We start from the raw sequence: 23,827 nt of genomic DNA on the forward strand, positions 1-23,827 counted from the left end.
CGCGCAAGGAAAGGAAGAACATGTCCACCGACGACCAGGTGGTGGCGGCCCTGCGGGCCTCCCTCCTCGACAACCAGCGGCTGCGCCGGGAGATCCGCGGCCTCGCCGACGCCTCCCGCGAACCCGTCGCCGTCGTGGCGATGAGCTGCCGCTACCCCGGCGGCGTCGGCTCGCCCGAGGACCTGTGGGAGCTGCTCGTCAAGGAGCGCGACGCCGTCACCGCCTTCCCCGCCGACCGCGGCTGGGACCTCGACGGCGTGTACGACGACGACCCGGACGCGCCCGGCACCTCGTACACCCGCGAAGGAGGCTTCCTGCACGACGCCTGCGCGTTCGACCCGGGCTTCTTCGGGATCTCGCCGCGCGAGGCCCTCGCCATGGACCCCCAGCAGCGCCTCCTCCTGGAGACCTCCTGGGAGGCCGTCGAGCGCGCCGGGATCGACCCGCGCTCCCTCAAGGGCAGCCGCACCGGCGTCTACGCGGGCGTCATCTACAGCGAGTACGGCTCCCGCCTCGACCGGGTCCCCGACGAACTCGAGGCCTTCCTCGGCACCGGCTCCATCGCCAGCGTCGCCTCCGGCCGCGTCGCCTACACCCTGGGTCTCGAAGGCCCCGCGGTCACCCTCGACACCGCCTGCTCCTCCTCCCTGGTCGCCATCCACCTGGCCTGCCAGGCCCTGCGCTCCGGCGACGCCACGCTGGCCCTCGCGGGCGGCGTGACCGTGATGGCCACGCCCGGCCTCTACGTCGGTTTCAGCAGGCAGCGCGGCCTGGCGCCCGACGGGCGCAGCAAGTCCTTCTCCGCCGCCGCCGACGGCGCGGGCTTCGGCGAGGGCGCGGGCATGGTCCTCCTGGAGCGCCTCTCCGACGCCCGGCGGCACGGCCACCCCGTGCTCGCCGTCATCCGCGGCTCCGCCGTCAACCAGGACGGCGCGAGCAACGGCATGACCGCCCCCAACGGCCCCGCCCAGGAGCGCGTCATCCGGCAGGCCCTGGACAGCGCCGGACTCGCCCCCGCCGAGGTCGACGCCGTCGAGGCGCACGGCACCGGCACCGTCCTCGGCGACCCCATCGAGGCGCAGGCCCTGCTCGCCACCTACGGCCAGGACCGGCCCGCCGGGCGGCCCCTGTGGGTCGGCTCGCTCAAGTCCAACCTCAGCCACACCCAGGCCGCCGCCGGAGTCGGCGGCGTCATCAAGACGGTCCTCGCCCTGCGCCACGGCCTGCTGCCGCGCACGCTGCACGTCGACCGGCCCACCCCGCAGGTCGACTGGACCGAGGGCGCCGTCTCGCTGCTCACCGCCGCCACGCCGTGGCCCGCGACGGACCGCCCCCGCCGCGCCGGGGTCTCCTCCTTCGGGGCCAGCGGCACCAACGCCCACCTCGTCCTCGAACAGGCGCCCGAGGAATCGGCGGAGGAGCACGGCGAGCCCGCGGCGCCCGCGGGCCCCGTCGCCTGGCCGCTGTCCGCCAAGGGCCCGGCGGCCCTGCGCGGCCAGGCCGCCGCCCTGCACGCCCACGTCCTGGCCGACCCGGCCCTGCGCCCCGCCGACATCGGCCTCTCCCTGGCCACCGGGCGCTCCCGGTTCGCCGACCGCGCCGTCGTCGTGGGCGCCGACCGCGGCGCGCTCCTCGACGGGCTCGGCGCGCTGGCGCGCGGCGAGCCGCTCACCGACGGCGTGACGGGCACCGCCCCGCGCGGCGGCCGCAAAGCGGTGTTCGTCTTCCCCGGGCTCGGCGCCCAGTGGCCCGGCATGGCAGCTGAACTCCTGGACGCCTCCCCGGTGTTCGCCGCCCGCGTGGCGGAGTGCGAGCAGGCCTTCGCCCCCTACCTGGACTGGTCGCTCGGCGGGGTGCTGCGCGGCGAGGACGACGCGCCGTTCCTCGACGGCGTGGAAGTCCTCCAGCCCGCGCTGTTCGCCGTGATGGTCTCCCTCGCCGAGGTGTGGCGCTCGTACGGCGTCGAGCCCGCGGCGGTCGTCGGCCACAGCCAGGGCGAGGTCGCCGCGGCCTGTGTCGCCGGGGCCCTGACCCTCCAGGACGCCGCCCGGGTGGTCGCCCTGCGCAGCCGCGCCCTGGCCCGTGTCACCGGCGGGGGCGGCATGGCCACCCTGATGATGTCCGGCGACGAGGCCGAGGAACTGCTCGCCGCGCGCGGCGGCGAGGTGTCGGTCGCGGCCGTCAACGGCCCGCGCGTCGTGGTCGTCGCCGGTTCCGCGGCCGCCGTCCACGACCTCGTCGCCGACCTGACCGGACAGGGCCTCATGGCCTTCCACATCCCGGTCGACTACGCGTCCCACTCCGGTGCCGTCGACGCCGTGCGCGACGAACTGCACGCCGCGCTCGCGGACATCGCCCCGCGCACGCCCGCGATCCCGCTGCTCTCCGCCGTCGACGCCGACTGGCTCACCGCCGACGACCTCGACCCCGGGTACTGGTTCCGCAACCTGCGCGAGCCCGTCCGCTTCCACGCGGCCGTGCGCCGCCTGCTCGACGCCGGCCACCGCACCTTCGTCGAGGTGAGCCCGCACCCCACGCTCACCTACGGCATCGCGGACACGGCGGCGGACGCGGACACCGCCGACGTCGAGGTCATCGGCACGCTGCGCCGCGACGACGGCGGCCCGCGCCGCCTGCTGCTCGCCCTGGGCGAGGCGTACGCGGCCGGGCTCCCCGTCGACTGGCGGCCCGCCTACGAGGGCACCGGCGCGCGCCGCGTCGGCCTGCCCACGTACGCCTTCCAGCGGCAGCGCTACTGGCTGGACGCGCCCGCCCCCTCCGGCGACCCGGCCTCGACGGGCCAGAGCGCCGCCGGGCACCCCCTGCTCGGCGCGGCCGTGGACCTGCCGGACGGCGGCACCCTCTACACCGGCCGCCTCTCGGTGGCCGCCCACCCCTGGCTCGCCGACCACGCCGTCGCCGGTGCCGTCCTGCTGCCCGGCGTGGCCTTCCTGGAGATGGCCGCGCACGCCGGCGCGCTGCTCGGCTGCGCCCAGGTCGAGGAGCTGACCCTGGCCGCGCCGCTGCTCCTGCCCGACGGGGACGAGGCGGTCCGCGGCGTCCACCTCCGGCTCGCCGTGGGCCCGGCCGACACCGAGGGCAGGCGCACGCTCGCCTTCCACTCCCGGGCCGAGGACGCGGCGGCGGACGAGCCCTGGTCCCAGCACGCGGGCGGCGCCCTCGCCCCCGCCCCGGCGCAGCGGGCGGCCCCCGGCCGGACGGCCTGGCCCCCGGCGGGCGCGGCACCCCTGAACGTCGACGACCTGTACGAGGCCATGGCCTCCCGAGGTGTCGCGTACGGGCCCGCCTTCCGCGGGCTGCGCGCCGCCTGGGGACACGGGGACGACCTCTACGCGGAGGTGACCCTGCCCGACGGAACGCCCGACACGTTCGCCGTGGCCCACCCGGCGCTCCTCGACGCCGCCCTCCAGACGACCGGCCTGCGCACCACGGGGGCCACCGGCGACGCCGTACCGCTGCCGTTCTCGTGGAGCCGGGTCACCCTCGGCCCGGGCACCGGACGGACCCTGCGCGTGGCCCTGCGGCCCGACGGCGACGACGCCGTGACGGTGCGCGTCACCACCGAGGACGGCCGGACCGTCGCCGACATCGGCGCGTTGACGCTGCGCGCGGCGTCGTACGACGGGCTGCGCGTCGCCGACCGCTCGCTGTACCGCGTCGACTGGTCGCCGGTCGAGCGGCCCGCCGCGCCCGCGCCCGGGGCGCGTTGGGCGCTCTTCGGCGAGCGCGACGCGCGGCTCCTGCCGGACGACTTCGCGCAGGCGCACGCTGGCGAGGCCGACGCGGTCCTGCTGCCCTGCCCGCCCCGCGCCGGGGCCGAGGGGCCCGAGGCCGTGCACACCGCAACGGCGGGCGTCCTGGAGCGGCTGCGCGCCCGCCTTGCGGACCCCGCGGCCGCGTCGGCTCCGCTCGTGGTCCTGACCCGGGGCGCGGCCGGACCCGGGACCGAGCCCGTGGACGTGCCGGGCGCGGCCGTCTGGGGACTGCTGCGCGCGGCCCAGCTGGAACACCCCGGGCGCTTCGTCCTCCTGGACACCGACGACCCGGCCGCCACGGCCGCCGCCCTGCACGCGGCACTGGCCACTGACGAGCCCCAACTCGCGCTCCGTAAGGGCATGTTGTACGCGCCGAGACTCGCGCGGGCGGCAGTAGCCCCCGCCGCCGGGAGCCCCGCCTTCGACCCGGACGGCACCGTCCTGCTGACCGGCGGGGGCGGCGTCCTCGCGGGCATCGTCGCCCGCCACCTGGTCACCCGGCACGGCGTACGCCACCTGTTGCTGCTCGGCCGCCGGGGCGCCGAGGCACCGGGCACGGCCGAACTGGCCGGGGAACTGGGGGAGTCCGGCGCCCACGTCACCGTCACGGCCTGCGACGTGGCCGACCGCGCGGCCCTCGCCCAGGCCCTGGACGCCATCCCCGCGGAGCACCCGCTGCGGGCCGTCGTCCACACCGCGGGCGTCCTCGACGACGGGCTGCTCGACGCGCAGACGCCCCGACGGCTGAGCGCCGTGCTGCGGCCCAAGGCGGACGGGGCCCGGCACCTGCACGACCTGACCCGGGCCGCCGACCTGACGGCCTTCGTCGTCTACTCGTCCGCCGCGGGCGTCTTCGGCAGCCCCGGCCAGTCCACCTACGCCGCGGCCAACGCCGCGCTCGACGCCCTCATGACGGAGCGCCACCGCCTCGGCCTGCCCGCCACCTCGCTGGCCTGGGGCCTGTGGGAGCAGCGCAGCGGCCTGACCGCCGAGCTGTCCGACACCGACCTGCGGCGCATGCGCCGCAGCGGCGTGCGCGGCCTGTCCGCCGAGGAGGGCGCCGCCCTGTTCGACCGCGCGCTCGCCCTGGACGAGCCCGTCCTCGTCCCCGTCCACCTCGACCTCGCCGCCTACCGCGGCCAGGCCGTGCCGCCGCTGCTGCGCGCCCTCGTCAAGGCGGCTCCCACCGGGCCCCGCCCCGCGGCCGACAGCGCGCCGCTGCGGCAGCGCCTCGCCGCCGCGGCGCCGGACGAGCACGGGCGGATCCTCCTCGACCTCGTCCTGGCCCAGGCCGCCGACGTGCTCGGCCACGCGACGCCCGAGGCCCTGGGCGCCGAGGACGCGTTCCTCTCCGTCGGCTTCGACTCGCTCACCGCCGTCGAGCTGCGCAACCGGCTCGCCGCCCGCACCGGCCTGCGGCTGCGCCCCACCACGGTCCTCGACAGTGGCACCCCCGCCCGTCTCGCCGAGCGGCTCCGCGGCGACCTGGCGCAGGAAGCGGAACCGGCCGCCGCCGACGGACCCGCGCCGGGTCCGGCCACGGACCCCGTCGGCACCCTCTTCCGCCAGGCCTGCGAACTCGGCCGCGTCGACGAGGGCATCGCCCTCCTGAAGAACGCCGCCGCGCTGCGCCCCGACTTCCGCACCGGCGCCGAACTCCTCGCGGCGCCGGCCAAGCCCGAACTGCTCCGCCTGTGCCCGCGCGACGGCGCCCCGGAACTGGTCTGCTTCGGCTCCGTCGTCGCGCTCGGCGGCGCCCACCAGTACGCCCGCTTCGCCGCGCGGTTCCGCGGCCGGTACGGCGTCAGCGCCCTCGCGGCCCCCGGCTTCCTGCCCGGCGAACCGGTCCCCGCCGACCTGGCCGCGCTGCTCGACTTCCAGGCCAGGACCCTGCGCGCGGAGCTCGGCGGGCGGCCCCTCGTCCTGCTGGGCTCCTCCTCCGGCGGCACGCTCGCGCACGGCGTCGCGGCCCGTCTGGAGGAGCTGGGCGCGGGCCCGGCCGCCGTGGTCCTCCTCGACACGTATCTGTCGGACAACGCCGGGATGACGCAGTTCAACGACGTCCTGGTCGGCGGGATGTTCGCCCGCGAGGAGCGCGCCACCCCCATGGACGGCACCCGGCTCACCGCCATGGGCCGCTACTTCCGCCTCCTCGACACCTGGACACCCCCGGCCGTGCAGGCGCCCACCCTGCTCGTCCGCGCCTCGCAGCCGCTCGGCGAACCGGACCCCGACGCGGGTGACTGGCGCGCCACCTGGCCCACCGCGCGGGCCGTCGTGGACGTGCCCGGCGACCACTTCTCCCTGATGGAGGAGCACGTCACCACCACCGCGGACGCCGTCTCCGACTGGCTCGCCGAGGCCGTCGACTTCCCACCCCGCACCACGCCCTGACCACCCATCAGCGACCTAGGAGAGGCGCATGACGCAAGCGCCACCCACCGCCCCCGAGACGCACGCCCCCGACCCGCACACCGGCCACGGCCCGCACCGGATCGCCGTCCTCGGCGCCGGGGTGATGGGCGTGGGCATCACCGCCCTCGCCCTCGGGCACGGCGTCCCGGTCCTGCTCGTCGACGTCGACGCCGAGCGGCTCGACCGGGCCCAGGACGACATCGACCGCGAGCTGCGCATGGCCCAGCTCATGGGACGGCTCCCGGCGGGCGCCGCCACCGGAGCCCTGGCCCGGGCCGTCGGCACGGACGGCGTCGGCGACGCCACCGCCGTCATCGAGGCCATCACGGAGGTCACGGAACTCAAGGCCAAGGCGCTCGCCGAGGTCTCGGCACGGGTGCGCCCCGGCACCCCGCTGATCTCCAACACCTCGTCCATTCCCATCGACGAACTCGCCGGGTACGCCGAGCGCCCCCAGGACGTCATCGGCACCCACTTCATGAACCCGCCGTACCTCATCCCGACCGTGGAGGTCATCCGGGGCGCGCGGACCGGTGGCACGACCATGGCCGCCGCCGGCGCGCTGCTCACCGCGCTGGGGCGGCAGCAGGTCGTCGTGCGCGACGCCCCCGGCTTCGTCACCAGCCGCGTCCTGCACCCGATGATCAACGACGCGGCCCGGGTGGTGCAGGAGGGCACCGCGACCGCCGAGGACGTCGACGCCCTCATGGAGGGCTGCCTCGGCCATCCCACCGGGCCGCTGCGCACCGCCGACCTCATCGGCATCGACAACTTGGTGGACTCCCTGAAAGTCCTGCACCAGCGCACCGGAGACGACGGCTGCCGCCCCTGCGACCTGCTGCTCGACAAGGTCCGCCGGGGCGAACTCGGCCGCAAGAGCGGCCGTGGATTCTACGCGTATCAGGAGGAGAACTGATGAACAGCTTCGACACCGGGGCCACCGAGAAGGAGATCATGCGCTTCCTGGAGGCGCGCACCAAGCGCTCCTGGGAGGCCGACGTCGATCTGTTCGCCTCCGGCGGCCTCTCGTCGCTGTTCGCGATGGAGCTGGTCGTCCACCTGGAGAAGTCGTTCGGCGTCTCCGTGCGCGGCGCCGATCTGCGCCTGGACAACTTCCGTACGGTCGCGTCGATGACGGCGCTCGTCGGCCGGCTCCGGGCGGCGGACGGGGGAGCCGGTGAGTGACCGCCCGATGACCGCCCCCTCGGGCCCGGGCGCCCCGGCCGCTCTGCACGAGGCCAGCGCCGCCGTCACCGGCCTGATAGCCGCCGAGGCCGACGCCTGGGACCGCGCGGGCCTGCTGCCCGTCGACCTGCTGCGCGGCCTCGGCGCCGAGGGACGGCTGTGCGCCCAGGTCCCGGCGGCGTACGGCGGTTGGGGCCTGGACAGCGCGGCGGCGGGCGCGTTCACCGCGCACGTCGGCAGCCTGTGCAGTTCGGTGCGGAGCGTCATGACCTCCCAGGGCATGGCCGCCTGGACGATCGAGCGCTTCGGCACCCCCGAGCAGCAGGCGGCGTTCCTGCCCCGGCTCACCGGCGGCGAGCTCGCCGCGGCGGGCTTCAGCGAGCGCGGAGCGGGCAGCGACCTCTCCGCGATGACCACCCGGGTCCGCCGGGAGGGCGACACGGTCGTCCTCGACGGCCACAAGGTCTGGGTCACCGCCGCGCACTACGCCGACCTCCTCGTCCTGTTCGGCAAGTACACAGAGCACCCAGAGCACCCGGAGCATGCAGAGCACACTGAGCACCCGGAGAACGCAGGGCACGCGGACACGGGCCCGGGGGCGGCCGGTGGGGACGACGCCGTGGCGGTGGTCGTGCCCGCGGACACCCCCGGCGTCCGTGTCACCCGCGTCGCCGACCCGCTCGGCTGCCGCGCGGCCGGGCACGCCGACATCTCCCTGGACGGGGTGCGGGTGCCCGCGACGCATGTGCTCGGCGGCGCGGCGCTGCCCCTGCCGCTCCTGGTGACCACCGCCCTCGCGTACGGGCGCATGTCCGTGGCGTGGGGGTGCGTGGGCATCCTGCGGGGCTGTCTCACGGCGGCGGCCCGGCACGCGGCCACCCGGGAGCAGTTCGGCGCCCCGCTGGGCGAGCACCAGCTCGTGGCCCGCCATCTCGCCGAGCTGTACGCCGCCGAGCAGACGGCGACGCGGGCCTGCGAGCACGCCTCGCGGTGCTGGGACGAGGGCTCGCCCGACCAGGTCGTCGCCACCGTCCTGGCCAAGCACGTCAGCGCGGGCAACGCGGCCCGCGGCGCGGCCACCGCCGTCCAGGTCCTGGCCTCGGCCGGGGCCCAGGACGGCCACCCCGTGGCCCGCGCCCACCGCGACGCCAAGCTGATGGAAATCATCGAAGGAAGCAACGAGATGTGCCAGCTCATGCTGGCGCGGCACGTCCTCAGCAGCGCGTGAAGGGAACCGGAGTGACGACCACCAGAGCGAACACGACCGCGGTGACGACGGGGACGCGCGACGCGTCCGCCGCGCCCCCCGCTCCCGTACTGAAGTGCCTGGTCTGGGACCTCGACAACACCCTGTGGCGGGGCACCCTCCTGGAGGACGGCGAGGTGACCCTGCCCGACGCCGTCCGGGACGTGATAGTGGAGCTGGACTCCCGCGGCGTCCTGCAGTCGGTGGCGAGCAAGAACGACCACGAGGCGGCGTGGGCCCGCCTGGAGAAGCTCGGCCTCGCCGAGTACTTCGTGCTGCCGCAGATCGGCTGGGGCCCCAAGTCGCAGTCCGTGCGCCGGATAGCCGACACCCTCAACTTCGCCCTCAGCGCCATCGCCTTCATCGACGACCAGCCCACCGAGCGGGCCGAGGTCACCTACCACCTGCCCGAGGTCCGCTGCTACCCGGCCGACGCGGCCCTGGACCTGCCGGGCCTGCCGGAGTTCACCCCGACCCTGCGGACGGTGGACTCCCGGCGGCGGCGCGAGATGTACCAGGCGGGGTTCCGCCGCGAGGCCGCCCGCGCCGAGGCCACCGGGCCCGACGAGGACTTCCTGCGCTCCCTCGACCTGGACATGCGCATCAGCCGCGCCACCGGCGAGGAGCTGTCGCGGGTCGAGGAACTCACCCTGCGCACCAGCCAGATGAACGCCACCGGTGTGCACTACTCCGACGCCGATCTGCGGCGGCTGCTCACCGACCCCGATCACGAGGTCCTGGTGGTCACGCTCACCGACCGGTTCGGCCCGCACGGCGCGGTCGGCGTGCTGCTCCTGGAGCGCCGACCGCAGGCCTGGCACCTCAAGCTCCTCGCCACCTCCTGCCGGGTGGTGTCCTTCGGCGCGGGCGCCACCCTCCTCAACTGGCTGGTCGACGAGGCGGCCCGGGCGGGCACCCATCTGGTGGCCGACTTCCGGCCCACCGACCGCAACCGCATGATGGAGATCGCCTACCGCTTCGCGGGCTTCGCGGACGACGACCCCTGCTCCTGCGTGGCGACGCTCCCGCAGGCGCCGGACGAGCACCTCCAGCGCCTGCATCTGCGCCCCGAGCGGCGCCCGGCATCGACGACGATCACGGTGAACGCGGTGGACCTGAGCTAGAAGGAAGGATCCGTCCCGGAAACCCGGTCTGGAAACCCGTCCCGGAAACCCGGTCTGGAAACCCATCCCGGAGGGCCGGTCTGGATATCCGGGCTGGAACGTGACTTGGAAACGGGAAAGCCCGGTACGAGCGCCACTCGTACCGGGCCATTCCGTCGACCGTGTCCTCAGCGTTTACGGGCGAGGGTGATGCCGTCCGCCATCACGAGCAGCGACATATCCACACGCGTGTCGTCGGCGAGCGCCGCGTTCAATTCACGAATGGCCACCGTGTCGGCGTCGTCGAATTCCGGGTCGGCGACCCGGCCGAAGAACAGCGTATTGTCGATGACGATGAGACCGCCGCTCCGGGTGAGGGCGAGCGACTTCTCGTAATAGGTGCGGTAGTTGACCTTGTCGGCGTCGATGAAGACGAGGTCGAAGGCGCCGGGACCGCGCTCGGCGAGTAGCCCGTCCAGGGTGTCCACCGCGTCCCCGACCCGCAGGTCGATCCGGTCGTCGACGCCGGCCCGCTTCCAGTACGGGATGCCGACGTCCGGCCATCGGTCGCTGATGTCGCAGGTCACGACCTTGCCGTCGGCGGGGAGTGCCCGGGCCGCGCACAGGGTGCTGTATCCGGTGAAGGTGCCGATCTCCAGCACGGCCCGGGCGCCGACGAGCCCGACGAGCAGGCCCAGTAACTGGCCTTCCTCCGCCATGACTTGCAGGGCCGCACCACCGGGCAGCAGTGCCGTCTCCTCCCGCAGCTCTCTGAGGATGTCGTCGTCCCGTAGAGATACGTCACGGACGTAGGAGAGGAGTGTGTCGGTGGAATCGACCTGGTGAGCCATGGGGCGGTGCCCTTCTCTGCGCGGCGCACAAAATGGGGATTCTGCCGATTCAGCGTAACACCGAGTGCCGGTCCTTGTGGGTCAATTCAGCAGCGCCTGGGGGCATTTCGGCCGCTGCGCGAGAGGGGCGGGAGCGGGCTCACTTGCTCTGTACTTTCCCCAGCGGTTCGGGGTCTTTCTCCAGTGCCGTGACCGCATCCCGCCAAACGGTGTCCTCGGGGTGGAGGGCGCCGCGCAAGAAGGCGGTGGTGAGCCGCTGGAGGAGGGCGACCCGTGCAGGGCTCTCGTCGGTCGTCTCGGCGGCCTCGTAACCCGGAATGCCGCCGAGGGAGTGCTCCGCCCCGAACAGAGTGAGCAGGCTCTTGTCGCCCGGGCTGTACGTGTAGGCGTCGGTGAACCAGTCCGGTCCGCGCGTGGACAGGGCGGAGTCGTCGCTGTCCCCGGCGACGACGAGCGCGGGCGCGGTCATGTCGGTGAAGGACGGCCTCATGAAGGGGAGGTGCTCGACGGCGAACGGGGTCAGGCTGTCGCCGAGCCCGGTGAGCGCGAGCAGCACCCCCGCCGTGACGCGGGGGTCGGACAGGTCCTCGCCGGGTGTGCCGTCGGCGTCGAGGACGCGCGCGCCCAGCAGTGTGCTCGCTGTCTGCGCTCCCCAGGAGTGGCCCGCCACGGCGACGCGGTCGTGGTCGACGCGTCCGCTCAGGCCGGGTGCGGCGGCTTCGAGCGTGTCGAGTCCGTCCAGGGCGCGCGTGAGGTCCTCGACGCGGATGCGCCAGATCCGTGGCGTACGGGGGTCGTCGGCGGGGATGCCGAGCGTCCTGGAGTCGAGATGGGTGGGCTGGACGACCACGAAGCCGTGCGCGGCCCAGTGGTCGGCGAGCGGTGCGTAGCCGTTCATCGACCAGCCGAAGCCGTGCGAGAAGACGACGACGGGCAGGTCACCGCCCGTCGCGGGGGCTGACACGCGGACTTGGAGGTCCTCGCCGCGGCCCGGGGCGGGCAGGACGACGGGCTTCGCGGACACCACCGTGGCGGGTGTGCGCGCGATCTTCTGTACGGGTGTGGTGGGTGCGTGGGGCATGTCGGTGAGCGCTTCCGTTCGGTGTACGTGTCGGTGTACGCGGCGCTGTACGCCCGGCACGCGGGGGTGCCGGGGCGGCGCGGGAGCAGGAGCCGGAGGGCACGGGGGGCGCGCGGCGGCCCTCGGGGCCGCACCCCCCCGCTCTGGCATCATGAACAAAGCGGAACGTTGCTCCACTAACGATACGGAGCGCTGTTCCGCTTCGCAAGGTTCGGTTCGAGTTCGGTTCGGTTCGAGAGGAGTCCGCGGTGAACGACAGCGGCCGGGACGAGGGCGGCGCGGCGGGGCCCAAGCGCAAGGACGCCCGGCGCAACCAGCAGGCACTGCTGGACGCGGCGGCCGCCGTCTTCGTCGCCTCGGGGGTGGAGGCCCCGGTGCGCGACATCGCAGCCGAGGCCGGGGTCGGGATGGGCACGATCTACCGGCACTTCCCGACCAGGGCGGACCTGATCATCGCCGTCTACCGCCATCAGGTCGACGCCTGCGCCGAGGCGGGCCCGGCCCTGCTGGCGGCGGGCCCCACCCCGCACGCCGCCCTCGGGAAATGGGTCGACCTGTTCGTCGACTTCCTGGTCACCAAGCACGGCCTGGCCGCCGCGATGCGGAACGACAGCGCCGGCTTCGAGGCGCTGCACGCCTACTTCCTCGACCGCCTCCTGCCGGTGTGCGCCCAACTCCTCGACGCTGCCGCCGCCGCGGGCGAGATCCGGCCCGGCCTCGACGCCTACCCGTTGATGCGCGGCATCGGGAACCTCTGCATCGGCGCCGAGAACGACCCCCGCTACGACCCCCGCCAGTTGGTCGCACTCCTCGTCGCGGGCCTGCGCCAGGCGCACTGATCGCGCGGGTCCCGTCCTTCGCGGCAGGGCGCGGGTCGGTGTGCGTTCATCGTCAGGTCATTGCCTAACCCGGCCGGTCCGATTGCGTTCACCGGCACATCAGTTGCAACGGTTAATGGCGTTCTACCTGGGGAAATGCCGTAGAGGGGCGTTCAATTGTTTGACTCGCCTGTGAACGCAACATAGCTTTCCGTCCCGGGCCGCGAACTGGCCCGGGGGCGGGGGCCTTCACCCCGCGTCATCGCACTGCCTCGTGTCCGAGCCGGTCGGCCACGGTGCCAAGCAGACCTGTCGCGCGGCGAGTTGACGGCCCGCCGCTGCCTCGACGACCTCCGGGTCACCTCCTCGCCACGCCGGTGAACCGGCCGTCAACGAACGCCCACCAACGACCAGGGAGAGGGCTCTCGCGTGCCTGTCCAGCCCGTACTCGACTCCACCATGTTCCACCGGGAACTCGGCGAACCCGGCGCCGGTGCGCCCATGGTCTTCCTGCACGGCAACCCCACCTCCTCCCACCTGTGGCGGGACGTGCTGCCCGCCGTCGGCGGACCGGGCCGGCTCCTGGCCCCGGACCTGATCGGCATGGGGGAGTCCGGCAAGCCCGACATCGCCTACACCTTCGCCGACCAGGCCCGTTACCTGGACGCCTGGTGCGACGCGCTCGGCCTCGACCAGGTGGTCCTGGTCGGCCACGACTGGGGCGGCGCCCTCGCCTTCGACTGGGCCGCCCGCCACCCCGGGCGCGTGCGGGGCATCGCGTTCACCGAGACCATCGTCAAACCCATGACGTGGGAGGAGTTCCCCGAGGGCGGCCGCCCGCTGTTCCAGGCGATCAAGACGCCCCAGGTCGGCGAGGCCATGATCCTCGACGACAACGCCTTCATCGAGCAGGCGCTGCCCGGCACCGTCGCCACCCCGCTCGCCCCGGCGGACCTGGACGTCTACCGCCGCCCCTACCCCACGCGGGAGAGCCGCCGGCCGCTGCTCCAGTGGCCGCGCTCGATGCCGCTCGGCGGTGAACCCGCCGACGTCGTGGCCAGGATCGAGGCCTACGACAGCTGGCTGGCGACCAGTCAGGACGTCCCCAAGCTCCTCATCACCTTCGCGCCGGGGCCCGGCACCATGATGGGCCCGGCGCTCGTGGACTGGTGCGCGGAGAACGTCGCCGCCCTGGAGATCGAGCACAGCGACGCCGTCGCCGGTCACCACACCCCGGAGGACCAGCCTCAGGCGATCGCCGCCGCCGTCACCGCCTGGGCACACCACCACAAGCTTCGCTGAGCCACCCGCCGGACCGGGGCACTCCGGCCGGGCGCGGCCGGCGCGCCGGACCGGGGCCCCGCGCCCGACGAGGCTCGGCGGGACCCGAAGGACGACTCACCACCAGGAGGAACCGCATGACCGCACAACGCACCATCGTGACCGGGCTGTTCATCTCCCTCGACGGCGTCGTGGAGGCGCCGGAGACCTGGCACTTCCCGTACATGAGCGACGAGATGGACGCCGCCGTCGGCGAGATGTACGCCGGGGCCGACACCCTGCTCCTGGGCCGCAAGACCTATGAGTCGTTCGCCGCCGTCTGGCCGCAGCAGACCGGTGAGCTGGCCGACGCCATCAACGGCATCCGCAAGCTGGTCGCCTCCACCACGATGACCGGCGCCGACTGGAACAACTCGGCAGTCATCGAAGGCGACGTCGTCACCGCGGTCAAGGAGCTCAAGCAGCAGCCGGGCGGGAACATCACCCTGACCGGCAGCATAGGCCTGACCCGCACCCTGATCGCGGCCGGGCTCGTCGACGAACTGCGCCTGCTGGTCCACCCGATCGTGCTGGGGACCGGGACGCGGCTCTTCCCCGAGGGCTCCGAGAGGGTGCCGCTCCGGCTCACCCGCTCGACGGCCTTCTCCACCGGCGTCCTGGACCTGAGCTACCAGCCGGTCTGACGGCGACGGGTCCGTCCGCCGACCACGGCGGCGGGCGGACCCGTCGCCGCGGCACACCCCACCGGGCCGAGGCGGCCCGTCCGAAGGCGAGGAATCATGCGAGACGCGCAAGCCGGACCGAGCGGCGCCCGTATCCGTTGGGTGGAGATCGCCGGGGACGGACCGGCCCGGGTCTGCCTCCACGGTGCGGGCGGACAGGCGGCGGCCTACTTCACCCACGCGATGACGCTGCCGCCGCTGACCGGCCGGCGCACCCTGATGCTGGACCTGCTGGGCTTCGGCCTCAGCGACCGGCCCGCGGACTTCGGCTACGGCCTTGAGGACCACGCCGACGCCGTGGCCCGGGCCCTGGACGGCGCGGGCATCCAAGGCGCCGAGGTCGTCGCCCACAGCATGGGCGGCGCCGTCGCGATCGCGCTGGCGGCCCGGCGGCCGGACCTGGTCTCCCGCCTCGTCCTGGCCGAACCCGCCCTGGACCCGGTGCCTCCGCCCGCACCCGGCGCCTTCGGCATCACCGCCTTCACCGAGCGGGAGTTCGCCGACAGCGGGATGGCCCGGTTCCTGGAGCGGGTCGAACCGCTGTGGGCCGCGACCCTGCGCCTGGCCGACCCCGTCGCCCTGCACCGCAGCGCCTTCGGCCTGCGCGCGGGGACCACCCCCGGCGCCCGCGACCTGCTGGCCGAGCTGACGATCGCGCGCACGGTCCTGCTCGGCGCGCGCTCCCAGCCGCTCACCGGCAGAGCCGAACTGGAAGCCGCAGGGGTCCGCGTCGTCACCGTCCCGGACGCCGGGCACAACATCATGCTCGACAACCCGCGGGTCTTCGCCGAACACGTCGTCTGACGAGTCCGTACGGGGCGGGCGCGCGCCGTCCGCGCGGGCACCCCGTCCTCCGCGAGCCCGGCGGCGAGCCGGACCGCGGAGGCGACCTCGGCGGTTGTTTCCCCACCTGTTTCCTCATCTGGAAACGCTACGTTGTGTTCAAGGCTCGCCCCGCCGCATTCGTTGCATCGAGCTTCCATCTGCCCAGCTAGAGACCAACTCGCGTTGCAATGCCCGTACTTCCCATGCAACGACAGTGCCCTGATCGTTGCACTGGAACGAACGCGGACTCTACGGTGGAGGCACCACGGAGCACGAAGGAGACCGCGATGCCGGGAGGCAGACTCACCCAGCGGGAGCGCCAGCACATCGCGCTGGGACTGGCCGACGGCCTCGCCTACGCGGAGATCGCCCGCCGTCTCGACCGCCCGACCTCGACCGTCACGCGCGAGGTCATGCGCAACGGCGGCCCCACCACCTACCGCGCCGACCTGGCCCACCGCGCCACCGAGCGCCGCGCCCGGCGGCGCAGACAGACCGCGTCCCGCGGGGCGGAGGTGTCCCCGCAGCCCTACGGACGCGACGCCGAGGCGGTGCACGCGTACGAGGAGATGTTCACCACCGTCCTCATGGCGGCGGGCATGCCCACGATGACGGCCCGGGTGATGGCCTGCCTCACCCTCGCCGACACGGGCAGCCTCACCGCGTCCGAACTCGTCCGGCGCCTCCAGGTCAGCCCGGCGTCCGTGTCCAAGGCGGTCGCGTTCCTCGACAGCCAGGGCCTCGTCCGCCGGGAGCGCGACGAACGCCGCCGCGAGCGCTACGTCGTCGACGACGACGTCTGGTACCAGTCGACGATGGCCGGAGCGCGCAGCGCCGCCCAGCTCGGGACGACCGCACGCCAGGGCATCGGCGTCCTCGGCACCGGCACCCCGGCCGCCGCGCGCCTGGAGAGCATCGCCCGCTTCGCCGACTTCGTCAGCGAGGGCATCGCCCGCGCCGCGGTCCAGGCCCGGGAGTTCCTCCACCCGCAGCCCGAAGCGCCCTCGGCCGGTGCGTCACACCAGGGCCGGATCGCGCCGGGGCAGGTGGCGCGCGAGGTCCCGGGCCCGGCGGACCGCGTCGGGGGAGGCGGGCAGCAGCGGCAGCCGGACGGCCGCGCTGGGGATGCGCCCCTGGGCGTGCAGCACGCCCTTGATCACGGTCGGGTTCGGCTCGGCGAAGAGGGCGGCGGAGAACCGGGCCAGATCCGCCCCGAGCGCGCGAGCGGGCCCGGCGGCGCCGCGGCGCCACAGCGCGATCAGTTCGGCGTACTCGGCGGTGCGGAGGTTGGCCGACGCGAGGATCCCGCCGTGCGCGCCCGCCGCGACGAGCGGTGAGATGACGGCGTCGTCCCCGCCGAGCACGGCGAAGCCGGGCGGGGGAGAGCCCAGCAGCTCCACCGTCGCCGCGTCGATCGCGCCGGTCGCGTGCTTGGTCCCGACGACTCCCGGCAGCCTGCCGAGTGCGGCGATCGTGCCCGCGCTCAAGGGCTGCCCCGTGCGGTACGGGATGTCGTACACGACCAGCGGCACGCCGCCCTCCGCGGCCAGCGCGGTGAAGTGCGCCACCGTCCCCGCCTCGCCGGGCCGGACGTAGGGCGGCGCGGGGACCAGCGCAGCGGCCGCGTCGCCGGTGGCCGCGAGCGCGCGCAGCGATCCGATGGCGGCCGCGGTGTCGCCCGTGCCGACCCCGACGATCAGCGGGACGCCGTGCGCCCGGCAGGCGGCCGCGCAGACGCGCACCACCGTCTGCCGCTCCGCCTCGGACAGCGTGGCCGCCTCCGCGGTGGTGCCGAGGGCGACGAGCCCGGAGGCACCGGCCGAGAGCGCCTCGTCGGCGAGGCGGGCGAGCGCGTCGGGAGCCAGGCGCAGGTCGTCGGTGAAGGGAGTCACCAAGGGGACGTACAGGCCGTGGAAGTTCGGTTCGGGCTTCATGGCTCAACCCTGGCGCACCCGGACCCGGTAGATCCATTTCTGATTTCTCTCCCCATGCCTAAGCTGAACTTATGCTTGATGTGCGTCGTCTCTCCCTGCTGCGCGAACTGGACCGGCGGGGCACCATCGCCGCCGTGGCCGAGGCGCTGACCTTCACCGCGTCCGCCGTCTCCCAGCAACTGGGCGTCCTGGAGCGCGAGGCGGGCGTGCCCCTGCTGGAACGCAGCGGCAGGCGGGTGGTGCTCACCCCCGCGGGCCGGACCCTCGTCACCCACGCCGACGCCGTGCTCCAACGCCTTGAGGTGGCGGTCTCCGAGCTGGCCAGCGCGCGGGAGGGCGTCGGCGGGCCGCTGCGCATCGGGACCTTCCCCTCCGGCGGCCACACCCTCGTGCCCCCGGCCCTGGCCGAGCTCGCCCGACGGCATCCCGCGCTGGAGCCGATGGTGCGGGAGATCGACTCCGCGCGCGTCTCCGACGGCCTGCGGGCCGGTGAGCTCGACGTGGCCCTCGTCCACGACTACGACTTCGTGCCCGCGGCACCGGACACCACGGTCGACGCGATCCCCCTGGTCGACGAGCCGATGTACCTCGTCACCAGCGCCGCGACCCGGGCCGCCGGCCGCGGCGAGACCCTGGCGGAGCTGCTCGGGCCCTACGCCGACGCCCCGTGGATCACCGCGCGGGACGGCACCACCGGCCACGCCATGGCCGTGCGCGCCTGCCAGGCTGCCGGGTTCCAGCCGCGCATCCGCCACCAGGTCAACGACTTCCGCACGGTCCTGGCCCTGGCCGCCACCGGCCAGGGCGCCGGCCTCGTACCCGAAACGGCCACCGCGCAGGGGCCCGAGGGCCTGGTCCTGACCGAACTGCCCCTGTTCCGCCGCTCGAAGGTCGCCTTCCGCGCGGGCAGCGCCGGCCATCCGGCGATCGCCGCCTTCGTGGCCGCGGCGAAGGCGGCGGTGACGGCGGGGAGCGCTGCCGCCTGACGCACGCGGACCAACTCGCCCTCCCCGCACGGCAGGAGCGCACGGCGGCGACGGCCCGGCGCGCGTGTCCTCGCTTTCCGCACGGTCGTTGAAGTACGCATGCCTGCGAAAGATGTGATCAACGGACCGCACGCGGACCCCGCGCCCCGCCGCCCCCTCGGCGCCGTGCCCCCTCCCCGGCCGCGGAGCGCCGGCGGTGATCCGACGTCCTCGACCGCCGCGCAGGCGAGGCGCGGGACGGAGGGCGACGGCGAGGCGTGCGCCTTCAACCGCTGGTGCACCGTCGTCTACTGACCGTGCCGTGACGCGGCGTCGTACGACGGGTGAACACGGCGGACGGGCATCGTGGTGACCATCCCAAGATTCACTCGTTGGGAGGGGGGTGACAGCAACCCGCCTACAGCCGTTGGAAGGCTTTGTGATCAATGTCCTCAGCTCGGCGACGTACGGCACCCCCACCCCCCACAGGCAGGCTGGAGCGGACCGAGGCCACGCTGGTCGACCGGTACGCGCACCTGGTGCGCCTGGCCTACCTCACGCTCCCTCCCGAACTGGGCAGACACCGCAAGGTACTCGTCGCGCAGGCGCTGGTGCAGCGCGCGCTGCCGCGCCTGCCCGCGGCCGCGCTCCTGCCCCGGCAGCGCGCTGACGGCGCGGCCGCCGAAGCCGACTGGCTGTACGCCCGCGTCCTGCGCTCGGCGCTCGCGTACGACCGGCGCCCGCGCGGCTGGCCCGCGCGCGTACCGCCGCCGCGCGCACTGCGGCCCCGCCTCCCGGTGGTATGGGGGCTGCGCCTCACCCCGCACGCGGGCGGTGCCGAGGAGATCGCGCTCAGCCGGATGCTCGCCGAAGCCCCGCCCGCCGCGCGCGCCGTCCTCGCCCTGCGCTGCGGCGGCGACATGCCGGACGAGCGCGTGCGCGAACTGCTCCTGGCCGTCGGGGAGAAGGACCCGGACGCGGCCCTGGCCGCCGCCGACGACCTGCGCGCACAGGCGGGCACCGACGCGCGGACGCTACTGGGCTCCGCGGAGTTCGACGCCTGCTCCGTCCGCACCCGCCCGACCGACCTGCTGCGCCGCAGGCACCGCGTCCGACTCGGCTGCCTCGTCGCGGCGGTGACGGCGTGCGGCACCGTGCTCACCGTCTCCTCCTCCCCGTCGGGCCCGCCCGAGGACGCGCGGACGCGCCCGGTGAGGGCGCCGCGGGTCACCCCCGCCCAACTCCTGCACGCCTCCTCCGCCACCTGGGCCGACACCGCGCGCGTCGACTTCACCGCCTGGCCCGCCAGAGGCGGGCGCACCGACGACGACGCGCTCCTCGCCCGGGCCCTGGACACCTGGGCCGCGCCGTCTCCCGGCACCGCCGTGGCCGCGACGAGGGACACCGCCCCGGCGCCGCCCACGCGCGGCGCCCGCCTCCTGTACGCGGGCGACGTCGACGGCCGCGCCGTGGTCCTGCTCCACGACGGCGACCGGGTCGTGCGGTACAGCGAACCCCTCGACTCCCCGGGCCGCCCGTCGCTCGTCGTCGCGCGCACCGACGAGGCCGGAGTCACCACCGCGGCCGCCCTCGTCGTCGCGCGCCACGACGGCGCCGTGCGCTACCTCACCGCACCCTGGATCGCCGAGGCGCAGACCCGGGACCTGCTGCGCCCCGACACCCCCGGACGCCCGCTGCACACCACGAAGGACGGCGTCACCGACCCCGTGGACACCCCCGGAACAGCGGGCACGTGCTCGGGCCTGCCGGTCCTCCAACTCCGCTCGTCCGTACGGATCGTGGAGAAGCACGCCTTCCTCGTCACCGACCTCGGCGGCCTCACCCCCACCCACCTCAGCTACACCCCGTCCCCGCACTCCGGTGCCCCCGCGCGGCAGCCGCGCGAGGCCACCGGACCCGCCGCGCTCACGGCCTGGGCCCGCACGGCGTGCGAGCTGCGCGCCCTGCGCGACGACGGCGTCCGCGCGGTGAACCTGTGGGACTTCGCCGAGCAGGACCTGCCCGAGCGCGGCGGCCGCGCCGTCTGGTCCTGCACCCGCGTCTCCACGTGGGCCGGGCCCGGCGACATCCAGGTGCACCTGCGCCCGCCCGCGCGCACGGCCACCGCGCCCGCCCGCCTCGTCGCCCGCGACCGGTCCACCGCCGCCTGCAGCCGCTTCGGCCAGCACGTCGTGGCGAGCACCGCCTGGACGACGGACTCCGGGCGCCGCTACGTCCTCGCGGCGGGCAGCAGGGACATCCGCAGGCTCACCGTCACCGGGGACGCCCGCGCCACCGAGGACGGCAACACCCTCGCCGTCCGCGCCCCCGAGGGGGCGCGCGTCGCCGTGCGGGGCCGCACCGAGGAGGGCGCGAGCGTGGCGGCGGTGGGCGGGCCCCGGGCGCCCTAGGGTGACCGGTTGACGTCTGCGGCCCGGCCCGCAGCCGGACCGCGCCGGGCGCGTCGGCGTAGCCTGGCCCCGCCGACGCGTGGGCGCGGTGATTCCGTGGGGGAGGGTGGCATGAAGTCCCTTGCTTTCAGGGCCCGTTGGCTGACGTCGCTGGTGGCCGTCGGGGTGCTGACGGTCACCGGAGCGGGCGTCGCCGCCGCGGACCCGGAGCCGGTCCCGGGCGTGGAGAACCTCATCCCCTTCCCGGCGGCCCGGCACGCGCGCGCCCCGCTGGTCAGCGCGGACGGCACCCGGGCGTACGTCGGAGCGGCCGAGGCCACCGGCACCAAGCTGTACGTCGTCGACACCCAGGCCGGGGAGGTCACCGCGGAGGTGTCCACGGGCACCGGAGGGTGGGCCGGGCCCATGGTGTTCGGCGCCCGCGGCCGACTGATCTACCTGGTCACCGAAGGCACCCTCAACGTGATCGACACGGCCACCCACACCCTGCGGGCCGCCCTTCCCGTCCCCGACCAGCCACGGCCCCCCGGCTCCCGGCCCGGATCGCTGTCCCGCATGGCCATCAGCCCGGACGGGGCGACGATCTACCTGGACCAGAGCGGCCCGCACGACGGAGGGCCGAGCGTCGGCCCGTCCCGCCTCCTGGTGTTCTCCACGGCCCGGCGCGCGTTCACCGCGACCGTGCCGCTGCCCGGCGACAGCCCGCGCGACATCGTCGTACGGCCGAACGGCAAGGACGTCTACGTCAGCGGCGACGCCGGCCTGACCCACCTGGACGCCTCGGCGGGCGTGCCGAAGGTGGTGCGCACCGTCGCGGCCACCGGCTTCGTCGACGAGCTGGCGCTCACCCCCGACGGCCGCCGTCTGTACGCGCTGTCCAAGCCGGACGGACACGCCGCCGTCGTCGACCTCACGCGCGACAGCGTCCTGACCGCCATCGACTTCCGGTCGGATTTCTCCCCGGTCTCCAGCCCGGCCGTGACCCAGGACGGCAGCCGCTTCTACGTGCTCGTGGACGACCACCGCAGCGCGCCGAAGGTGCTGTCCTACGCGACGGACACCAACACCCAGGTCACCGACGAGACGGTCACCGACTTCGACGTGGAGCGCGCGTACGGCCTGACCGTGGGGCCCGACGAGGAGACGCTCTACGTCTCCGGAGCCAACTACGCCGACGACACCGGATTCGCCCTCCAGATCGTCAACTTCTGAGGCCGGGTGCCGCCGCGAGGGCTCAGTCCAGGAGCTTCGCCACGACGCGGTCGAGTGCCTCGATGTCCTCCCGGGGCAGGGCGAGGAGCGCGTCGGGCGGGGTGGTGAGCATGGCGACGGCGAGGTCGGCCTTCTCCTGGCCGTCCTCGGTGAGGTGGACCAGCTTGGAGCGGCGGTCGGTGGGGTTGGTGATGCGTTCGGCCAGGCCGCGGCGCACGAGGTCGTCGACGATGACCGTGGTGTAGGGCGGGTCCGCGCCGAGCCGCTCGGCCAGCTCCCGCAGGCTGATCGGCCCTGCGGCGAGGCGACGCAGCGCCCGCACCCGGCTGAAGCTCATGCCGAGGGCCTCGGAGACGGCCTTGCGAAGGTCGTGGCGCTCCAGCAGGAGCGTGTGCAGCCCCTGCCAGGCGCGGGCTGCCGCCCTGGCGGTCTCGTCGTCCTTCTCGGGGCCCTTGTCGGCGTGCAGGCGCTCCATCAGGCGTTCAGTTTCTCCTTGGTCTCCCCGGCAGCGAACTGCCGCGCGGTGCGCTGCGCCGTTGCCCGGCCCCAGCGGCCGGTAGTGAGGGTACCCAGGATCAGCACGGCGGCGCCGCACCCGGCGACGATCCACCACGCGGTCCGGCCCGCCTCGACGAAGGCCCCCGTGTCCGTGCGGGCCGTGCCCGCCATGAGGGCGCCGATGACGGCCACGCCGAGGGTCTGGCCGATCTGGCGGCTGGTGGACGCCACGGCCGCCGCGACACCCGCCTGCGCGCGGGGCATCCCCGACACCGCGGTATGGGTGATGGGCGCGTTGACCAGGCCGAAGCCGGTGCCGAAGAGCAGATACGCGACGACGAGCACGGACGTGGGCAGGCGCTCGGCGTAGGTGAGCGCCTGGAGCACGGCGCTCGCGCACAGCGCCGCCCCGGCGAGTTGCAGCGGACGGCGCGGCCCCCGCGTGCCCACGAGGCGGCCGGACACCGGCGCGGCCAGCACCGCCATGACCGCCATCGGCAGCATGAAGAGCCCGGCGTGCAGGGCGTCGTAGCCCCGCACGTTCTGGAGGTACAGGGAGCTGACGAACAGGAAGCCGCCCAGCGCGGCGAACGTGACGACCGCGATCGCGGTGGCTCCGGAGAACGGCGCGGAACGGAAGAAGCGCAGGTCGATGAGGGGATCGCTGCGCCGGGGCTCGAACCACAGCAGACCGAGCAGCGCGCACAGCGCCGCCACCGCGCAGCCGAGGACGAGGGGCGAGGTCCAGCCGCGCGCGGGCGACTCGATGATCGCGTACGTGAGCGAGGTGAGGAGCACGGCGATGAGGACCTGGCCGACCGGATCCATCCGCCGGGCCCGCGGGGCCCGTGACTCCGGTACGTACCGACGCGTCAGGAACAGCGCGGCCAGGCCGATCGGCACGTTGAGCCAGAAGATGGACCGCCAGCCGACGGACTCCACCAGGGCTCCGCCGACGATCGGTCCCGCGGCCATGCTGATGCCCACGACACCGCTCCACACCCCGATGGCGCGGGCGCGCTGCCGGGCGTCGGTGAAGGTGTTGGTGATGATCGACATGGCGACCGGGTTCAGCATCGAGCCACCGACCGCCTGGAGCATCCGCGCGACGACGAGCCAGCCGAGGCCGGGGGCGAGGCTGCACAGGAGCGAGGCCGCGGTGAACACGACGAGCCCCACCTGGAAGACCCGGCGGCGGCCCACCCGGTCGCCGGTCGACCCGGAGAACATCAACAGGCTTGCCAGGACCAGCGTGTAGGCGTCGACGGTCCACTGGAGCCCGGACACCGATGTGTGCAGATCGCGTTGGATGGAGGGGAGGGCGACGTTCAGGATCGTGTTGTCGAGGCTGACGATCAGCAGGCTCATGCAGCAGATGGCGAGCACGAGCCAGGGCCGCCGAGAGGGGGCGTCGGGCATGACGGAGCTCCGATTTACTTGTATGAGTGAAATCATTGTTAGCGTACAAGTAAATGGGTGGCGCCGTCGTGCTCCCTGGGCGACG

The 23,827-nt window shown here is 74.5% G+C and carries 18 protein-coding genes and 1 pseudogene; 14 read left to right on the forward strand and 5 right to left on the reverse strand.

From position 1 onward, the window contains the following. The first annotated feature begins 41 nt into the window (after window positions 1-41). From AC5WAM_RS38225 to AC5WAM_RS38245, 5 genes are all read left to right on the forward strand, one after another. Entirely contained in the window at window positions 42-6,170 is a 6,129-nt protein-coding gene (locus AC5WAM_RS38225) for a type I polyketide synthase (RefSeq protein ID WP_495523741.1), read from the forward strand. Window positions 6,171-6,198: 28 nt separating this feature from the next. Then, window positions 6,199-7,107 carry a 3-hydroxyacyl-CoA dehydrogenase family protein gene (locus AC5WAM_RS38230; RefSeq protein ID WP_366792477.1) on the forward strand — a complete coding sequence of 303 codons (909 nt, stop codon included), beginning with the start codon at window positions 6,199-6,201 and terminating at the stop codon, window positions 7,105-7,107. Next, window positions 7,107-7,376, forward strand: coding sequence for an acyl carrier protein (locus AC5WAM_RS38235; protein ID WP_495520427.1), 270 nt, complete (start codon window positions 7,107-7,109; stop codon window positions 7,374-7,376). Before AC5WAM_RS38230 ends, AC5WAM_RS38235 begins: the two co-directional genes overlap by 1 nt. A gap of 7 nt (window positions 7,377-7,383) precedes the next feature. Further along, complete coding sequence (locus tag AC5WAM_RS38240; protein WP_495520428.1) at window positions 7,384-8,604, forward strand: acyl-CoA dehydrogenase family protein; 1,221 nt, start codon at window positions 7,384-7,386, stop codon at window positions 8,602-8,604. Window positions 8,605-8,693: 89 nt separating this feature from the next. After that, the gene (locus AC5WAM_RS38245; RefSeq protein WP_495523742.1) at window positions 8,694-9,746 is read left to right on the forward strand and encodes an HAD-IIIC family phosphatase; all 1,053 of its coding nucleotides are present in this window, start codon (window positions 8,694-8,696) and stop codon (window positions 9,744-9,746) included. Between the two features lie 167 nt (window positions 9,747-9,913). On the opposite strand, the gene AC5WAM_RS38250 is transcribed toward AC5WAM_RS38245, so the two are convergent. Further along, the gene (locus AC5WAM_RS38250) at window positions 9,914-10,576 is read right to left on the reverse strand and encodes a class I SAM-dependent methyltransferase (RefSeq protein WP_366792478.1); all 663 of its coding nucleotides are present in this window, start codon (window positions 10,574-10,576) and stop codon (window positions 9,914-9,916) included. Window positions 10,577-10,715: 139 nt separating this feature from the next. Next, window positions 10,716-11,657 (reverse strand): alpha/beta hydrolase family protein, encoded by a 942-nt coding sequence (locus tag AC5WAM_RS38255; protein WP_495520429.1) that lies wholly within the window; start codon window positions 11,655-11,657, stop codon window positions 10,716-10,718. A 248-nt stretch (window positions 11,658-11,905) separates the two neighbouring features. On the opposite strand from AC5WAM_RS38255, the gene AC5WAM_RS38260 reads away from it, so the two are divergent. The 5 genes and pseudogenes from AC5WAM_RS38260 to AC5WAM_RS38280 form a co-directional block, all read left to right on the forward strand. Next, window positions 11,906-12,496: a TetR/AcrR family transcriptional regulator gene (locus tag AC5WAM_RS38260; protein ID WP_495520430.1), complete on the forward strand. Its 591-nt coding sequence runs from the start codon at window positions 11,906-11,908 to the stop codon at window positions 12,494-12,496. Window positions 12,497-12,904: 408 nt separating this feature from the next. Then, window positions 12,905-13,777, forward strand: coding sequence for a haloalkane dehalogenase (locus tag AC5WAM_RS38265; RefSeq protein WP_495520431.1), 873 nt, complete (start codon window positions 12,905-12,907; stop codon window positions 13,775-13,777). 116 nt (window positions 13,778-13,893) lie between these two features. After that, window positions 13,894-14,439: a dihydrofolate reductase family protein gene (locus AC5WAM_RS38270; RefSeq protein WP_366792482.1), complete on the forward strand. Its 546-nt coding sequence runs from the start codon at window positions 13,894-13,896 to the stop codon at window positions 14,437-14,439. 96 nt (window positions 14,440-14,535) lie between these two features. Continuing rightward, the gene (locus AC5WAM_RS38275; protein ID WP_495520432.1) at window positions 14,536-15,282 is read left to right on the forward strand and encodes an alpha/beta fold hydrolase; all 747 of its coding nucleotides are present in this window, start codon (window positions 14,536-14,538) and stop codon (window positions 15,280-15,282) included. A 308-nt stretch (window positions 15,283-15,590) separates the two neighbouring features. After that, window positions 15,591-16,316, forward strand: a pseudogene (locus AC5WAM_RS38280) (helix-turn-helix domain-containing protein); the annotation flags it as partial. Between the two features lie 3 nt (window positions 16,317-16,319). On the opposite strand, the gene AC5WAM_RS38285 reads toward AC5WAM_RS38280, so the two are convergent. Then, entirely contained in the window at window positions 16,320-17,237 is a 918-nt protein-coding gene (locus AC5WAM_RS38285; protein ID WP_495520433.1) for a dihydrodipicolinate synthase family protein, read from the reverse strand. Between the two features lie 71 nt (window positions 17,238-17,308). Between AC5WAM_RS38285 and AC5WAM_RS38290 the strand changes: the two genes are divergently transcribed. The 4 genes from AC5WAM_RS38290 to AC5WAM_RS38305 all read left to right on the forward strand — a co-directional run bounded on the left by AC5WAM_RS38290 (window position 17,309) and on the right by AC5WAM_RS38305 (window position 21,825). Then, the gene (locus tag AC5WAM_RS38290; RefSeq protein WP_495520434.1) at window positions 17,309-18,223 is read left to right on the forward strand and encodes a LysR family transcriptional regulator; all 915 of its coding nucleotides are present in this window, start codon (window positions 17,309-17,311) and stop codon (window positions 18,221-18,223) included. Between the two features lie 99 nt (window positions 18,224-18,322). Then, window positions 18,323-18,517 carry a hypothetical protein gene (locus tag AC5WAM_RS38295; RefSeq protein WP_495520435.1) on the forward strand — a complete coding sequence of 65 codons (195 nt, stop codon included), beginning with the start codon at window positions 18,323-18,325 and terminating at the stop codon, window positions 18,515-18,517. A 131-nt stretch (window positions 18,518-18,648) separates the two neighbouring features. After that, entirely contained in the window at window positions 18,649-20,613 is a 1,965-nt protein-coding gene (locus AC5WAM_RS38300; RefSeq protein ID WP_495520436.1) for a hypothetical protein, read from the forward strand. Between the two features lie 111 nt (window positions 20,614-20,724). After that, a complete protein-coding gene (locus AC5WAM_RS38305) occupies window positions 20,725-21,825 on the forward strand; it encodes a YncE family protein (RefSeq protein ID WP_495520437.1) in 1,101 nt (366 codons plus the stop codon). A gap of 22 nt (window positions 21,826-21,847) precedes the next feature. On the opposite strand, the gene AC5WAM_RS38310 is transcribed toward AC5WAM_RS38305, so the two are convergent. Together AC5WAM_RS38310 and AC5WAM_RS38315 are read right to left on the reverse strand one after the other, a co-directional pair. Continuing rightward, window positions 21,848-22,300 carry a MarR family winged helix-turn-helix transcriptional regulator gene (locus AC5WAM_RS38310; RefSeq protein ID WP_366792489.1) on the reverse strand — a complete coding sequence of 151 codons (453 nt, stop codon included), beginning with the start codon at window positions 22,298-22,300 and terminating at the stop codon, window positions 21,848-21,850. Continuing rightward, the gene (locus tag AC5WAM_RS38315) at window positions 22,300-23,742 is read right to left on the reverse strand and encodes an MFS transporter (RefSeq protein WP_495520438.1); all 1,443 of its coding nucleotides are present in this window, start codon (window positions 23,740-23,742) and stop codon (window positions 22,300-22,302) included. Before AC5WAM_RS38315 ends, AC5WAM_RS38310 begins: the two co-directional genes overlap by 1 nt. Between the last annotated feature and the right edge of the window lie 85 nt (window positions 23,743-23,827).

It is taken from the genome of Streptomyces sp. JLYT201 (assembly GCF_059448825.1).